The organism is Streptomyces sp. NBC_01481, from assembly GCF_026339995.1.
In the GTDB taxonomy this organism is placed as follows: domain Bacteria; phylum Actinomycetota; class Actinomycetes; order Streptomycetales; family Streptomycetaceae; genus Streptomyces.
Window position 1 is genome coordinate 309,269 of sequence record NZ_JAPEPT010000005.1, and the last position, 15,513, is coordinate 324,781.

Consider the following 15,513-nt stretch of genomic DNA (forward strand, 5'->3'; position numbering starts at 1 on the left):
CGCCGTCATATGCCATGGCATGGCTGCGCATGTTCGAGGGAATATCCCTTCCAGAGTGAGTGGCATGGAGTCCGCTCACCCGGGAGGCCCTTTGCACCAGGACGACCGTGCAGCACCTGTACGGACGACGGGGAGGGCCGGTGCTCGGCCCGCGCATCGGCGCCCGAGCCCGGCCCCATCCCCCCGCGACGCCGTCGCAGTCGCACCCCGACCTGATCCGAGGGGGTACGTCCTTCCGTGGTGACCAGCACAAAGCGCCGCATGCCCGACAGGCGCACCTATGTTCTCGACACCAGCGTCCTGCTGGCCGACCCGAATGCTCTGACCCGCTTCGACGAGCATGAAGTGGTGCTCCCGATCGTGGTCATCACAGAGCTGGAGGCCAAGAGGCACCATCCGGAACTCGGTTACTTCGCCCGCCAGGCGCTGCGCCTGCTGGACGACTACCGGATCCGGTACGGACGTCTCGACGCCCCCATCCCCATGGGCGACCTCGGAGGCACGCTCCGTGTCGAGCTCAACCACTCCGATCCCGGCGTCCTTCCGGCCGGCTTCCGATTGGGGGACAACGACTCACGGATCCTGGCGGTGGCACGCAACCTCCAGGCCGAGGGGTACGACGTCACGGTCGTCTCCAAGGATCTGCCCCTGCGTATCAAGGCCTCGTCCGTCGGCCTGCTCGCCGAGGAGTACCGCGCCGAGCTCGCCATCACCGACTCCGGCTGGACCGGTATGTCGGAACTGCCGCTCTCCGCCGAACAGGTGGACCTGCTGTACGGAGAGGAGACGCTGTACGTCCCCGAGGCGGCCGAACTGCCCGTCCACACGGGTCTCGTCCTGCAGTCCGAGCGGGGCAAGGCGCTGGGCCGGGTCTCGGCCGAGGGCAATGTGCGGCTGGTGCGCGGCGACCGGGAGGCCTTCGGCATCCACGGCCGCAGCGCCGAGCAGCGCATCGCACTCGATCTGCTCCTCGACCCGGACGTCGGTATCGTCTCGCTGGGCGGCCGGGCCGGCACCGGAAAGTCGGCGCTGGCCCTGTGCGCCGGTCTCGAGGCGGTCCTGGAGCGCAGGCAGCATCAGAAGGTGATGGTCTTCCGGCCGTTGTACGCCGTGGGCGGGCAGGAGCTCGGCTATCTGCCGGGCTCCGAGGCCGAGAAGATGAGCCCCTGGGCGCAGGCCGTCTTCGACACGCTCTCGGCCGTGGCGGGCCGAGAGGTCATCGAGGAGGTGCTGGGGCGCGGCATGCTCGAGGTCCTGCCGCTCACCCACATCCGGGGCCGCTCGCTGCACGACGCGTTCGTCATCGTCGACGAGGCCCAGTCCCTGGAACGGAACGTCCTGCTGACTGTTCTGTCCCGTATCGGGGCCAATTCCCGGGTTGTTCTCACGCATGACGTGGCACAACGGGACAATCTGCGCGTAGGCCGATATGACGGAGTAGTCGCCGTCGTCGAGAAGTTGAAGGGCCATCCGCTCTTCGCGCATGTCACTCTCACCCGCTCAGAGCGCTCCCAGATTGCCGCGCTTGTGACCGAAATGCTGGAGGAAGGCCACATCTAGTACGGAATGCAAGTGGTTAGGGCAGTACGGCAGTTGGCGCCGCCCCGCAAAGCGCAAGAGCGTAGCCGGGCGGCGTCGTGCTGTCCGCCGGTTTCCGTAAAACCCCTGACCCAAACGGCGTGTGACCTTTCACACGCAACGAAGAATTGCCTTGCGGTGTCGGCTTCCGGCAGAGTCTTGCTTCCGTCAGGCCCCGCATACGGCACACCAGCACCACCAGGTGCACCGCACCACACAACTCAAGATCTGCCGTCGTATGCCGCCCGCGAGCATCATGCGGCTTCTCCCGGAAGGGGGTTGCCCACCGGGCCCGCGCCTCCCGTGACCCAAGCAAGGGGAGGCCAGCGCCAGGGGCACGATTGCGCTCGCGAGGTCACCTATGCGGGCGTTGCTGGAAGGACACCGTGTGAGCCGGATCTCGGTCCGGGGATTCGCCGTGGCATCTGCCACTGCGGTCACCACCGTCGGCGCCGTCGTGGGCGTTGCGTCGGGCAATGCCCAGCCCTCGGGCGACAACCTCGAGGCAACGGCAGCCGACGCGACTCTCCTCGCAGACATACCTGTGGGTCAGCAGGCACAGATTCAGGTCTCGTCCCTGACGCAGCAGGCCGACGCACAGGCCGCTGCCGCCGACGCGGCCGCGAAGAAGTCTGCCGAGGAAGCCGCCCGCATCCAGGCCGCCAAGACCGCCAAGGCGAAGAAGGAAGCCGCCGAGGAGCAGGCGGAGCGCGAGGCCGAGGAGAAGGCCGCGCGCGCCAGCCGCGACTCCGTGCGCGACGCGTCGAGCTTCTCCGCGAAGAGCTCCTACTCCGTCGCCGAGGTCCAGGCAATCGCACGGCAGATGGTCCCCAGTGACCAGTTCCAGTGCTTCAGCAATATCGTGGACCACGAATCCACCTGGAACTACCAGGCGCAGAACCCCTCTTCCGGCGCCTACGGTCTCGTCCAGGCACTGCCCGGCTCGAAGATGTCCTCGGCCGGCGACGACTGGCAGACCAACCCGGCCACCCAGATCAAGTGGGGCCTGAACTACATGAACGAACGCTACGACAGCCCCTGTGGCGCGTGGTCGTTCTGGCAGGCCAACCACTGGTACTAGATCCGGCCGCCGCTCAACTTCGCGGAGCCCCTCACCGTCATACGGTGGGGGGCTTCGTGCGTGTACCGTCGGGTTCGAAAAGCTCCGGGGGGAGTGGTGGGGGGAAGAGGGAAGATCATGTCAAGACTGCCAGGATGGCTTGCCGGTATGGGCGCCTCTCTGACCCGGATCGGCGAGCACCTGGAGGAGCGGCGCACCGAGGCGGCCAAGGACGACGTGCCCGATGTCGTCGTGCCTGACGTTGTCGTGCCCGACGCCGTGCCGTCGGCTGCGGGAAGCGTCCCGCCACCGCCCTCGTACGCCCCCGCCATAGCCGCGAGGCCCGATCCCGTCGCGGCCATCCCCTGGGGCATCCGCGTCGCCGCCGAGGCCGGCTGGCGGCTGCTCGTACTGGCAGGCACGCTCTGGGTGTTGATCCGCGTCATCAGCGCCGTGCAACTGGTCGTCCTCGCCTTCGTCGCCGCGCTGCTCGTCACCGCGCTGCTCCAGCCCACCGTGGCCCGGCTGAAGAGACTGGGCCTGCCGAGCGGCCTGGCCACCGCCGTCACCGCGATCGCCGGCTTCGTCGTCATGGGCCTGGTCGGCTGGTTCGTGGTCTGGCAGGTCATGGACAACCTCGACGATCTCTCCGACCGGGTCAGGGACGGTATCGAGGAGCTCAAGCGCTGGCTGCTCGACAGCCCCTTCCATGTCACCGAGCAGCAGATCAACGACATAGCCAAGAACCTCAGCGACACGATCGGGACCAACACCGAGGAGATCACCTCGGCCGGTCTGCAGGGTGTGACGGTGATGGTGGAGATCCTCACCGGAATGCTGCTGGCGATGTTCTCCACGCTCTTCCTGCTGTACGACGGCAAGCGCATCTGGCAGTGGGTGCTCAAGCTGGTCCCGGCACAGGCCCGCGAGGGTGTCGCCGGAGCCGGTCCGCGGGCCTGGCGCACACTGACCGCCTATGTGCGCGGCACGGTGCTGGTGGCGCTGATCGACGCGATCTTCATCGGTCTCGGCATCTACTTCCTCGATGTCCCGATGGCCGTCCCGCTGGCCGTGTTCATCTTCCTGTTCGCCTTCATCCCGCTCGTCGGCGCGGTCGTCTCGGGCGCGCTGGCGGTCGTCGTCGCGCTCGTCACCCAGGGCGTGTTCACCGCGCTGATGGTGCTGATCGTCGTCCTGGCCGTGCAGCAGATCGAAGGCCATGTGCTGCAGCCGTTCATCCTGGGCCGCGCGGTGCGGGTTCATCCTCTCGCCGTCGTCCTCGCGGTCGCGGCGGGCGGCCTGACCGCGGGCATCGGCGGCGCTGTGGTGGCGGTGCCGCTGGTGGCGGTGACCAACACGGTCGTCGGCTACCTGCGCGCGTACAGCAAGGAGCAGGCGCTGCGGGCCGCGCAGCCGCCGCACGACGGGACGGCGATCGAGGCCGCGCCTACTCCGGTGCCGGTCACTCCGGGGGCGCAGGAGGCCTAGGGCCTGTCGTTCGGATCTTGCAGGGTTCGCGTGCCCTGGCACGCACTCCCCCGTAGCCCTTCGGGCACGGGAGGTGCCCCCATGCCGCGTTGCGTCAGTCGCCGACGCTCCGCGTCGGCTCTCCCCCTGCCTTCGGCGGGGGCCCCCATCCTCCGGCCTGCGATCGCACGCACCACAGTGACATCAGCCGCTCCGCGGCGGGCCGCTCACTGATCCGGCCTGATCGACCGGACAGGACCTAGCAGTGGTGCTCGACTGCCGCGGCGGACATGGTGCAACTCCTGGTGGTCCGGTGTCGAGAGCATCATCGCGAGCCGGTGTCGGCTCCGTGTCTGGTGCGTAATGCGCAACTGACCGCACAAACGGTGAACCGTGCGCTGAACTCTTCCGAACAGCCTGGTGAAAGTCGTTCATTACTGACCGGAAACCGAACAGCGGTGGCTAGCGTCCGCTGCCATGAAACACATACGCACAGCAGCGGGGCTCTGTCTCGCGCTGCTGTTCCTCGTGCTGGGCATCGGCGCCCAGCCCGCGCTTGCGCATGTCTCCCGCGAGCATGCCGAACTCGTCGTCGCCACCGGCGACAACGTCACCAGCGGCCGCCTCATCGTGCACCGCGACCTGGTGTCCCCCGCGGGGGCCGGCGCCTGGGCATCCACGATGCTGCCGGCCGGCTGCCCCGCCACCGGCGCGGGCGTTCCCGGCGACGACGGTGGTGTGCCCGGCGGTGTGGTGATCGAGCTGGCCTGGAGCTGCCACGTCGACGCACTCGACCTGAGCGCGCTGATCGAGAAGGGCGGACTGACGCAGGTTGTCGTCGAGTTCGACGGCACAGCGGTCGACGCCTCCGCCGCCACGCCGCTCGTCGACGCCAGGGGCGCGCACGCGCTGCCGACGTTCCCCTGGCTCACCGTCGCGCTCGTCACGGCCGCCGGTGTCGTGCTGCTGCTCGCCGCCTGGCGGCTGCCGTCCCTGGTACGCGCGCTGGGTCGCACCCGGCGCCGGTTCAAGCTGGCGACCGCGGGCGCCGTCGCCCTGTCCTTCCTCGCGCCCCAGGCGGCCTTCGCCGACGACACGGCACCGGCCCCCGTCACCGTCGAGGGCACCGTTTTCAAGGACGGCAACGGCAACGGCGTGCGGGACAGGGGCGAGCGGCCCATGCCCGGCGTCGATGTCACGGACGGAGCTGCCTGGGCAACGACCCGCGCGGACGGCTCGTACACCCTTCAGACCGACCCGGCCCGGCGCGAGACCGACCTCGTCAGCATCGTCTCGCCCGACGGTTACACTCCGGCCCTGCGCAAGGACTACATCCCGCAGTTCTTCCACAAGGTCTCCGAGACCGGCGGTACGGGCATCGACTTCGCGCTCGTACCCGACCGCAATGCGTCGAACCCCACCGAGAAGTGGGTCATGAACTCCGACCCCGAGGTCGGCAACCGCACCGACGCCGAGGCCCGCACGGCACTGCCGCAGTGGACCGGCCAGGTGCAGGCGATGTCCGAGGTCGACGGCGCGACGATGCAGATCGCGACCGGAGACCTGACCGTCACGGACTATGCGGAAGAGCCGCGACGGCAGGGCGGCTACGACATGTTCAGCAAGGGACTGGAACAGGGGCGGCTCGGCCACCCCTTCTACCCCGTGATGGGCAACCACGACTTCGGCGGCACAGCCACCTCCAAGGGCTACGCAGGCAGCCTCGAGTACTACCGCCGCAACCTCGCCCCCGAGTGGTACAGCTTCGACCGCAACGGCCGCCACATCGTCGTACTCGAGGACAACTACGACGCGAGCGGGCTGAAGCCGCAGCTGGAGTGGCTGCGCAGGGACCTCGCCCGGCACGCGGTCGGCAAGCAGGTGTTCGTCTTCGCGCACCGCTCGCTGTTCACCCAGTGGGGCCCCGGCGCGGGCATGCAGCCGACCATCGACGAGCTGGCCAAGTACGACGTACGGATGGTCGCGGCAGGCCACAACCAGCAGGCCGAGTTCCGGCGCGGCGCCTTCAAGCGGTCCGTCGAGATCAACAACCAGGGCACGTACGGCATCGACGGCGCCCACCCCGACTACAAAGTCCTCGACTTCAGCGGCATCACGGACAATCCGCGCACATATCGTAACGAGGACACCGGCCATGTGACCGGAATCCACCGGCAGTTCGACATCGACGACGACTCCGCGCTGGTCAGCCCGGCGCAGAACAGCGTGCACGGGGCGAGGGCCGGTGTCCCCGTCGAGGTGTACGCGGAGGACGACGGCCGCACGCCCGCGAAGGCGTCGCTGACCGTACGCAACAGCCGCGGCAATGTGGTGACGTACACGACTGTGCGCTTCGGAAAGGGAGCGGCGCGGCCCGGCATCGAGAACTGCTACACCCCTCCCGGTGGCGAGCCCGAGCTCTGCCCCGACGCACGCGGCGCCTGGACCCGGGCGAGCGGCAAGGTGACCGGGCTGCGGCCGGGCACGTACACCGCCGAGACGGTCGCCTACGACACGCAGGGCAAGAAGTTCCCGGAGGTGAGGAACACCTTCGAGGTCGTACGCGACGTTGAGCTCGCGAAGCCGAAGACCGGGCAGGACTGGCTGCGGCAGGGCGGCAACGAGGCCGGGCGGTCCGCGAGCGGCGACGAGCCGGGCGCGAGGCTCGACCTCAAGTGGGCCCGGCACACCGGAGAGCAGTTCAACCTCAACGGCTCGGTGATCGCGGACGGCAAGCTGATCGTCTCGTCCCGCGCCTTCGACTCGCCGCACAGCATGATGCTCGCCTACGACATCGCCTCCGGGCGTGAGGTCTGGCGTACGTACCTGGACGGCGACGCCGAGTCGGCGCCGACTCTCCACGACGGCAAGGTGTATCTGACGACCGGTGTCGGACGCGTCTACGCGCTCGACACCGAGGACGGCGGTATCGCCTGGCAGTCGATCGACCGCGAGGAGGCTCACGGCGACACCGTGCGCCGTTACGGCCGCGCGGGCGGACCGGTCAGCGTCTTCGGACTCACGGGCGGGGACGACCGTACGGTCGCCGTCTACCAGGACGCGAGCATGATCCGCTGCCGGGACGCCGAGACCGGCGGGCTGCTGCCCGGCGGGTTCGGGGCAGCGTTCTCCTGGGGCCAGGCTCACAGCACGGCAATCCGCGAGCCCGGCTCCAACACCGCCTATCTGCACTCCATGTCGAGCAACAGCGTCATCGCCATGGACCTCGCGAGCTGCAAGCAGCTGTGGGCGAAGGACACCGCGGGCGGCATCGACAGCCACTCGTCGCCCGTCCTGACCGACCCGACGGCCTCGGGCGGCGCGGCGAAGCTGGTGACGAACACGGCTTCCGGCACCCGTGGCCACGACCCGAAGACGGGCGCGGTGACCTGGGAGTCCAAGCTGGGCGGCCGCAGCGTCTGCGAGCCGGGTCCCGCCGCGATCACCAGCCCGGCCGTGTGGGGCGCGACCGCCTATGTCGCGGGCCGCGACGGTGTCGTACGCGCCTATGACACGAGCGCGGCCGACCCGTCGAACCCGGTGTGGGAGTCCAAGTCCGGCTATCTGCCGGGGGAGAGCCCGCTGGACGACAAGTGGCGCCTGGCCATGGGCTGTTCGGTGGGCGACGGCTCTCCGACGATACACCCGCTGGTGACGGAGTCCCTTGTGTACGTGGGGACGTGGGACGGGCGACTGCTCGTCCTGGACCGGGCCGACGGCAAGCAGATCGCGTCGTACAACCTCGGTGCGGGTGTGGCCTCCGCCCTGGCCGTGAGCGGTGACTGGATCGTCGCCCTGACGGACGACGGCACGGTCCACGCGCTGGCCGCACGCAGGGACTGAGGGGAAGCACCACTGTGCGATCACTCCGCACCGGGGTGCTGCTCGTCCTGGCCGCCGTCCCCGCGCTGCTCTTCGGCAGCGCGGGGACGGCCCAGGCGCACCCCTTCGGCACACCGCCCGTCGTCCGGGTCGAGGCGAAGGGCTCGGCCGTGGACGCGGCCTGGTCCGCGCAGAAGGACGATGTCGCCGTCCTGACGAAGGACTCCGGCGGCGATGTGACGGGCTATCTGCGCTCGCACATCGTCGTACGCCAGGACGGCAGCCCATGCCGTGTCGAGAGTGCGGAGGGGACGAAGCTCCACTTCGCCTGTCCGCGGCCGGTGGACAGGATCACCCTGACGGTCACGGCGCTGACGGACATCGACCCCGCGTACCGCACGCTCTCCGTGACGGATCTGGGCGGCGGGGGACTGCACACGGCGAAGGAGCCCACGCGGGAACTCTCCCTCACATCGGCGGGAGGAGGGAGCAACTCATCCGCGTCCGACGGCGGTTGGACCACCGACCTGGCGTCGCTCCTGGACCGCGGACCGGCCCTCCCGGTGGCGCTGCTCCTCTCGGCGGCCGTGGGCGCGCTGCACGCCTGCGCGCCCGGGCACGGAAAGTCGCTGGCCGCCGGGTACCTGGTGGGCGCCGGTGGCAGACCGCGCGACGCGGTGTGGCTGGGCGGCATCGTCGCCGTGATGCACACGCTCTCGGTCGCGGTCCTGGCCGTCGGCTGGTGGCTGGCGGCGAAGGGCACGCCGGACATGGCGGCCGTGACGGGGTGGCTGCAGCTGATCGCGGCGCTGGTGGTGGCGGGGGTGGGGGTGAGCCTGCTGCGGAAGCATGTGCGCCGACGCAAGCACCATCACGACCACGGGCACGACCACCACCACGGGCACGACCACCACCACGGGCACGGGCACGGTCACGACCACGGTCACAGCCATGAGATCCCGGACGCGGCCTCCCTGCTCACCTGGCGAGGTCTCGTCCTCCTCGGTGCATCCGGCGGACTGCTGCCCTCGCCGTCCGCCTTCCTGGTGCTGCTGACCGGGCTGCTCACCGGCAAGGTCGGCATCGCCCTGGCGATGGTCGCCGCCTTCGGCGCCGGTATGGCCCTGACGCTCACCGGCGTCGGCCTGATCGTGCTGCGCGGCCGTGACGCGCTGCTGGACCGCGTCTCCCGATCCCCGGCCCTGCGCACCTGGACGCGGAGGGTTCCGCTGTTCGCGGCCTCGGCCGTGGTGGCCGGAGGCACGGTGGCCTCGGCGCTGGCGGCGGGCCAACTCCTCGTGCCATAGCGGTCGTTACGACAAAGGCGCCTGCGCCCGGCTCGAAGCCGGGCGCAGGTGCCTTCGTACATCGGCCTTATTCGGCCAGGACGGCTTCCGCGTCCAGGGTCGTACCGACCGCCTGGATCACCGCGGCGATCTTGAAGGCCTCCTGGATCGTCTCGCGGTCCACACCGGCCTTACGGAGCACCTGCTCGTGCGAGTCGAGGCACTGACCGCAGCCGTTGATCGCGGAGACGGCGAGCGACCACAGCTCGAAGTCGACCTTCTCCACACCCGGGTTGCCGATGACGTTCATCCGCAGACCCGCGCGAAGCGTCCCGTACTCCGGGTCCGACAGCAGATGCCGGGTCCGGTAGAAGACGTTGTTCATCGCCATGACGGCGGCGGCCGACTTGGCGGCGGTGTACGCCTCGGGGGAGAGGTTGGCCATGGCCTCGGGCTCCAGCTCGCGCAGCACCTTCGAGGAGCGCGAGGCGATCGCGCAGGCCAGGACGGTGCCCCAGAGCTGCTGCTGAGGCAGCTCACTGTTGCCGATGACCGAACCGAGGTTCAGCTTCAGGTCCTTGGCGTAGTCCGGGACCGCGGACTTGAGGGTGTCGAGGGACATCTCAATCACTCGCCCGACAGGAGCGCGACCGGGTCGAGGGTGTTCTCGCCCTTGGTCCAGTTGCACGGGCACAGCTCGTCGGTCTGCAGGGCGTCCAGCACCCGCAGGACCTCCTTGGGGTTACGGCCGACGGAGCCGGCGGTCACCATCGTGAACTGGATCTCGTTGTTCGGGTCGACGATGAAGACGGCGCGCTGCGCGAAGCCGTCCTCGCCCTCGATGCCGAGGTCGCGCATCAGCTCGTGCCTGGAGTCGGCCATCATCGGGAAGGGCAGGTCACGCAGGTCGGCGTGGTCCTTGCGCCAGGCGTGGTGGACGAACTCGGAGTCGCCGGAGAAGCCGAGGATCTGGGCGTCACGGTCGGCGAACTCGTCGTTCAGCTTGCCGAAGGCCGCGATCTCGGTGGGGCAGACGAAGGTGAAGTCCTTGGGCCACGCGAAGGCCACCAACCAACCTTTTTCGTCGCGATTGCGCTTCAGCCAATCGCGATCGATGCGCTCAAACTCCTTGCCCGTCTCCAGGGACACGCAGGCCATGAGGTCGAACTCGGGAAACTGGTCACCGACGGTGAGCATTGAACTCCTTGAAGCGACGTAAGCCTCAAAAGGGACTTACGTGGGGGGTTGGACTGGGGCCCACCCTGTCACGGAGGCTATTGATCACGGAAATAGGCCAAGCGGCTCTGATTGATCGATGTTGCTTATCGTGTGCCTCGGGCAAGATCGAGGAGGTTCCATCCGGTTCGACCCCCGAAGTTCGGCGCATTGCCCGGTGTGGCGTGGCGAATAGGAAGACCTCCTCGCTCCCCGGGAGGGGCTTTAGTCACCCTGCCCAAACGATTTCGATGAGCTCGGGGTCGAACCTCTTTCCTCGCCCAGCCGGATGGATGAGGACAGCCCGGATGCTTTGCCTCAGCCAGTGCTTCTTCTCCGGAATGCTGTAATCCGACCAGTCCCGCAGAAGGTCTTGCGAGGCGTCCTGGCGCTGCACTCTGGATGCCAGGAGCTTGCGGCGCTCACGAGTGAGCTTGTCGCGTTCCTCCTCCAGCTCCTCGATCAGGTCGAGGGTCTGGGTCATGGAGATGCGCTTCGCTCTGCGGCGTTCGTTGACCTCGTTCATCTCCTGAGCGATCTCTGCGAGTCGCTCATCGTTCTGCGTCTCGTCGATCTTTTCGGGCGCATTGCCGACGCCGAGGCTGCGTCGTACCTCGTCGAGGTAGACGGCAGTTACGAGGTCTTCGATGGGCGGACCGACGCGGGTGATGCCTCCGCAACCGCCGAGGTTGGTGAGGCAGGCGTACCTGTAGCCATACTTCACGTATGAACTGGTACCCCTGGGATACCAGTTGGAGTTCATGGGGAACGAGCACAAGCCGCACCGGGCGATCCCGCTCAGGAGGTACTTCTGGCTGGTGTCGTGCGGCTTGTCGCCCCCTCCCTTGCGAGCGTTCTTGCGCCTTTCAATCTCTTCGGCGCAGGCCGCCCACTCTTCGGGCGAGAAGATGATTTCCCAGTCACCAGGTACGGGCTTGCCGCTCTTGTAGACGACGTGGTCGGGCATCCACGGCTTCTTGCTCCCGCGACGCTCCGCCTGTGGCAAGTAGGTTTGAAAGCCGCAGACTCGAGGGTTGACCAATCGCGCCTCAACAGTGGAGTGCTGGAGGCTGTACTCGTTACTGCCGTCATTCCTGCGTCGCTTCGTCACCTTCGGTTTGTAGCCGAGGGCGATCCACTCCTTGCGGATCTGGCCAACTGTCTTGCCCCCGGGTACCGCCAGGATGCCTGCGCGCAGGACCGCCGCCTCTTTGTCATGCAGGGTCTTGCGGTCACTTGCCCACCCGAAGGGTCGGGGGGCTCCGTGCATCCGGCCTCGCTCGGCGTTGGCCTTGTTCGTCCCGCTGACTCGGCGCTTGGTGTTCGCGACCTCCACACCGCCCATAGTGGCCTGCACCATGAACATGCTGCGGCCCTCGATCGTGGACAGATCGGTACCGCCGTCGACGGCGCGGCCGACGAGCTTCGGGTTGATGAGGTAGAGGCGATTGATACGCGCCGCGTCGAACTCAAGACGCGCGAGGCGGTCGGCGTGTGTGAAAACGATGCCACGAATGGCACCGCTCGCCAGGTCCTTCAGCATCTGTTCGAACTCTGGCCGGACTATCAGCGGGTCGGAGGCTGGGGTGTTGTTGTCGTTGTACTCGCGGACGATGGTCCAACCCGACTTGGTCGCGAACTGCTCGTTCCTCTTGAGCTGGTCGGCTACCTGCTCCCCTTCCTTCCGGCTGGTGGTGCGTGATTTCAGGGCCTTGTCCTCTGACAGCCGACCGTACGAGCCGACAGGTATCACGTCGTACCCCCTCCCCCGGCCTGCCCGATCGCCCGCGTGAGCGGTATCGGTGCAGGTCACGCCGTGATTCTCGCCATGGCGGTCATTGTAAATTACGTGTACTGATAAGTGGTGATCTATCACTCGAAGGCGACCCTCCACTTATTCGCGGAAGTCGCTAGACTCGGTCATCGCGATCGGGGCTAGTTATCAGTGGGTGTCAGTGCGTACGGCGAAAAGGCTCAAACAGCCGAGTCTCGCGCAGCTGCGCGCCTTCGCGGCCGTGGCGGAGCATCTGCACTTCCGGGACGCCGCGGCAGCAATCGGGATGAGTCAGCCCGCACTCTCGGGGGCCGTGTCCGCCCTGGAGGTGGCACTGGGTGTCCAGCTGCTGGAGCGTACGACCCGCAGGGTGCTGCTGTCCCCGGCCGGGGAGCGGCTCGCGGTGCGCGCCAAGGCGGTGCTGGAGGCGGTCGGTGAGCTGATGGAGGAGGCCGAGGCGGTACGCGCCCCCTTCACCGGAGTCCTCAGGCTCGGTGTGATCCCGACCGTCGCTCCCTATCTTCTGCCGAATGTGCTGCGGCTCGTGCACGACCGCTACCCCGACCTCGATCTCCAGGTCCACGAGGAACAGACCTCCTCGCTGCTGGAGGGGCTCGGGGCCGGGCGGCTCGATCTGCTGCTGCTCGCCGTGCCGCTCGGGGTGCCCGGAGTGACCGAACTGCCGCTGTTCGACGAGGACTTTGTGCTGGTCACTCCCGATGACCACTGGCTGGGCGGGCGGCAGGACATCCCGCGCGAGGCACTGCGCGAGCTGCATCTGCTGCTGCTCGACGAGGGGCACTGCCTGCGCGACCAGGCCCTCGACATCTGCCGTGAGGCCGGACGCACCGAGGGTGCTCCGGTGACCACGACCGCCGCGGGCCTGTCGACCCTCGTGCAGCTGGTCGCGGGCGGGCTCGGCGTGACGCTGCTGCCGCGTACGGCGGTCGACGTCGAGACCGGCCGGGGCGGGCGGCTGCAGACGGGGTACTTCGCGGAGCCGGCTCCCGCGCGACGGATCGCCCTGGCGATGCGCGCGGGTGCGGCACGCCAAGGAGAGTTCGTGGAGTTCGCGCAGGCACTGCGGGAGGCGATGGCGGTGCTTCCGGTCCGGGTGCTCTCCGCCGGGGCCCGAGGCGGAGCTGACTCTTAAGTAGGCGGTCGGTTTTCTGATCGACGACGGTCTTTGACCGGCGGGGACATTGCAGCTTCGGTCATATTGCATGACTGGCGGAAGATGCGCCTCCGCGGCTGATACACATACCCCCTCGGTGTCATATGTCAGGCACCAGTGCGAAATTCATGTGTCCTGAAATTCGTGTGCCCTGAAATTCATGGGCGCTGAATCGATGGGCGCGGCTGCCAAGGGGGAGTGATGCCGGACATTCGCGAATCCCTTCACCGCGCCGGACAGGGCATGCTCTCTCTCGCGCTGGCCCAGTGCCGCGCGGCCGGATCGACCATGGTCCTGCGGGTGTGCGGCCGGCCGGGCGGCGTGTTCCATCTCCGGCAGGGCGGCGTGGTCGCGGTCGAGAGCCCCGGAGCCCCCGGAATCGAGACGCTGCTGCTGCGCTCCGGCCGGGTCAGCGAGGCGGACTGGGCCGCGTTGGTCCCGGTGGGCAGGGACTCGCGCAGGCCCGTCGCCGAACTGGTGGCGCGCGGGCACATCGGCGCCGCCGAACTCCAGGTCGTATCCGCGATGGCCCTGCAGGACGCGGTCTTCGCCGTCCTCGCGGGAGACATGGGCGACTGCCTCGCCGATCCCGAGAGCGGCCCGCTGGTCCCGGTCGGCCCGGGTGAGGACCCGCTGCGGCTGCTCGACGATGCGGGCAGGAAACTCGCCGCTCTCGCCGCGATGCCCCACGCGGTCCTGCCCGACCGGGAGCGGGTCGTCGTCCGCCGCGGCGTCGACGGCCCGGCCGAGGACCTGGCGCCCCACAGGAAGGAGATCCTCTATCTCGCCGACGGCAGGCGCACCCCGCGGGACATCGCCTTCATGATCGGCCGAGGCGTCTACCACGTGACCGTGGAGATCTCCCGGATGCTCGCCGAGGGGCTGCTGGAGCGGGTCACGCGCAGTGCGGGGACCGGCGTTCCGCGCGTGTGGGCGACGCAGGCTCCGGTGCCGCGGCGTCCGGCCGTCGCCCCGGATGTTGGGGACACGGCCGGGGAGCTGCCCCGCCGCACCCCCGGGGCCAGCGGGATCACGGAGAAGACTCTCGCCGCGGACGTTTCCGCGACGAGCTGGAAAGGGCTCTTCCGATTTCGAAGTCGTACCCGGACAGCGAATTCCGGGGTCGCGGACTCCTGAAGGGCCGGGGAAATCAAGCACATGTGCGAGAGGGTTCAGTGAATGGATCATAATGCTCTGGCCGGGGAAATGAAGGGACTCCGCGACCAGATACCAGGAATTACCGATACGGCGGTGGTGGCCGTCGACGGGCTGCTCATCGCGGCCGACACAGAGGACGCCATCGAACCGAACGGCCTCGCCGCGCTCGCCGCGGCCGGCCTCGGTCTTGCCCGGCGTACGGCAGCGGCGACCGGCCGCGGATCCCTGCGGCGCACGGTCGCCTACGGAAACCGGGGCTGTGCGGCCGTCTACGCGGTGGGTGACACCGCCCTGATGGTGGTGCTCGGTGACGAAGGCCTCGACGTCGAACGGCTCCACCTCGAATCCCAGCCGATGCTGAACCGCATCGGAGCCATCCTGTCCGGAGGGAAGTAACGCGCATGGCGACGAAGCGCATGGCCCAGGGGTTCTCGGACCAAGTCATGGCCCTGGTGAAGGCCATGAGGTCCGAGACGCCCGACTGTCTGGCGGCCGGTGTCGTCGACCTGGCGACCGGCATGCTCCTGTCGTACGAGACCGTCGACAGTCATCCGCCGGAGGTGCTTGACCTGCTCGCCGGAGCGACGCTGGACCTGTTCCAGGGGCGCACGGTGGTGATGATCGAGGACGTCTTCAAGGAACGCAGGGGCGTCAATACCGATCAGCACTACTTCCAGGAAATCCTCGTGAACAGCGACAACTTGACCCATCTGTTCATCCGCATGAACGAGAGCCAGGACGTCGTCGTGGTCGCGGTGTGCCGCAAGTCGGTGAACGTGGGCATGCTCTTCGCCCAGGCCAGGCGGGTGATGAAGGAGTTCGGCGGGATCTGATCCCGCCGGTCCCTTGGTGCTGGATGTGCGGCGCGGCCGCACATCCAGCCCGTCCGGCATTTCGAGGACACGACCGAAGGCGTACGGGGGGTCTGGCTTGCCCCCGGTCATGGGAAGGGGCTGGGTGGGGCGAAGAAAGCGGACCT

12 protein-coding genes are annotated in these 15,513 nt (G+C 68.3%); 9 read left to right on the forward strand and 3 right to left on the reverse strand.

Translation table 11 applies throughout. The features are described 5' to 3' along the window. Window positions 1-237: 237 nt before the first annotated feature. The 5 genes from OOK40_RS27530 to OOK40_RS27550 all read left to right on the forward strand — a co-directional run bounded on the left by OOK40_RS27530 (window position 238) and on the right by OOK40_RS27550 (window position 9,234). Complete coding sequence (locus tag OOK40_RS27530; RefSeq protein ID WP_266487007.1) at window positions 238-1,560, forward strand: PhoH family protein; 1,323 nt, start codon at window positions 238-240, stop codon at window positions 1,558-1,560. A 406-nt stretch (window positions 1,561-1,966) separates the two neighbouring features. Further along, window positions 1,967-2,659 carry a transglycosylase SLT domain-containing protein gene (locus tag OOK40_RS27535; RefSeq protein ID WP_266487008.1) on the forward strand — a complete coding sequence of 231 codons (693 nt, stop codon included), beginning with the start codon at window positions 1,967-1,969 and terminating at the stop codon, window positions 2,657-2,659. A gap of 117 nt (window positions 2,660-2,776) precedes the next feature. Beyond that, window positions 2,777-4,126: an AI-2E family transporter gene (locus tag OOK40_RS27540; protein ID WP_266487009.1), complete on the forward strand. Its 1,350-nt coding sequence runs from the start codon at window positions 2,777-2,779 to the stop codon at window positions 4,124-4,126. A gap of 456 nt (window positions 4,127-4,582) precedes the next feature. Beyond that, on the forward strand, window positions 4,583-7,948 hold the full coding sequence (locus OOK40_RS27545; protein ID WP_266487011.1) for a PQQ-binding-like beta-propeller repeat protein: 3,366 nt from the start codon (window positions 4,583-4,585) through the stop codon (window positions 7,946-7,948). A gap of 14 nt (window positions 7,949-7,962) precedes the next feature. Continuing rightward, window positions 7,963-9,234 (forward strand): hypothetical protein, encoded by a 1,272-nt coding sequence (locus OOK40_RS27550; protein ID WP_266487012.1) that lies wholly within the window; start codon window positions 7,963-7,965, stop codon window positions 9,232-9,234. Between the two features lie 67 nt (window positions 9,235-9,301). On the opposite strand, the gene OOK40_RS27555 is transcribed toward OOK40_RS27550, so the two are convergent. The 3 genes from OOK40_RS27555 to OOK40_RS27565 all read right to left on the reverse strand — a co-directional run bounded on the left by OOK40_RS27555 (window position 9,302) and on the right by OOK40_RS27565 (window position 12,241). Next, complete coding sequence (locus OOK40_RS27555; protein ID WP_266487681.1) at window positions 9,302-9,835, reverse strand: alkyl hydroperoxide reductase; 534 nt, start codon at window positions 9,833-9,835, stop codon at window positions 9,302-9,304. 5 nt (window positions 9,836-9,840) lie between these two features. Beyond that, a complete protein-coding gene (locus tag OOK40_RS27560) occupies window positions 9,841-10,410 on the reverse strand; it encodes a peroxiredoxin (RefSeq protein ID WP_266487013.1) in 570 nt (189 codons plus the stop codon). A 247-nt stretch (window positions 10,411-10,657) separates the two neighbouring features. Next, the gene (locus OOK40_RS27565; protein WP_266487014.1) at window positions 10,658-12,241 is read right to left on the reverse strand and encodes a recombinase family protein; all 1,584 of its coding nucleotides are present in this window, start codon (window positions 12,239-12,241) and stop codon (window positions 10,658-10,660) included. A gap of 142 nt (window positions 12,242-12,383) precedes the next feature. On the opposite strand from OOK40_RS27565, the gene OOK40_RS27570 reads away from it, so the two are divergent. The 4 genes from OOK40_RS27570 (at window position 12,384) to OOK40_RS27585 (ending at window position 15,367) form a co-directional block, all read left to right on the forward strand. Beyond that, on the forward strand, window positions 12,384-13,355 hold the full coding sequence (locus OOK40_RS27570) for a hydrogen peroxide-inducible genes activator (RefSeq protein WP_266487016.1): 972 nt from the start codon (window positions 12,384-12,386) through the stop codon (window positions 13,353-13,355). A 222-nt stretch (window positions 13,356-13,577) separates the two neighbouring features. Next, window positions 13,578-14,513, forward strand: a complete 936-nt coding sequence (locus OOK40_RS27575; RefSeq protein WP_266487017.1) for a MarR family transcriptional regulator — start codon at window positions 13,578-13,580, stop codon at window positions 14,511-14,513. Between the two features lie 42 nt (window positions 14,514-14,555). Then, a complete protein-coding gene (locus OOK40_RS27580; RefSeq protein ID WP_266487018.1) occupies window positions 14,556-14,930 on the forward strand; it encodes a roadblock/LC7 domain-containing protein in 375 nt (124 codons plus the stop codon). Window positions 14,931-14,935: 5 nt separating this feature from the next. Beyond that, window positions 14,936-15,367 carry a hypothetical protein gene (locus OOK40_RS27585; RefSeq protein WP_266487019.1) on the forward strand — a complete coding sequence of 144 codons (432 nt, stop codon included), beginning with the start codon at window positions 14,936-14,938 and terminating at the stop codon, window positions 15,365-15,367. The last annotated feature ends 146 nt before the right edge of the window (window positions 15,368-15,513 follow it).

Coding starts and splice junctions, on each gene's coding strand:
- OOK40_RS27580 (WP_266487018.1), top strand. CDS start 14,556: ATGGATCATAATGCTCTGGCCGGGGAAATGAAGGGACTCCGCGACCAG.
- OOK40_RS27540 (WP_266487009.1), top strand. CDS start 2,777: ATGTCAAGACTGCCAGGATGGCTTGCCGGTATGGGCGCCTCTCTGACC.
- OOK40_RS27575 (WP_266487017.1), top strand. CDS start 13,578: ATGCCGGACATTCGCGAATCCCTTCACCGCGCCGGACAGGGCATGCTC.
- OOK40_RS27555 (WP_266487681.1), bottom strand. CDS start 9,835: ATGTCCCTCGACACCCTCAAGTCCGCGGTCCCGGACTACGCCAAGGAC.
- OOK40_RS27560 (WP_266487013.1), bottom strand. CDS start 10,410: ATGCTCACCGTCGGTGACCAGTTTCCCGAGTTCGACCTCATGGCCTGC.
- OOK40_RS27585 (WP_266487019.1), top strand. CDS start 14,936: ATGGCGACGAAGCGCATGGCCCAGGGGTTCTCGGACCAAGTCATGGCC.
- OOK40_RS27545 (WP_266487011.1), top strand. CDS start 4,583: ATGAAACACATACGCACAGCAGCGGGGCTCTGTCTCGCGCTGCTGTTC.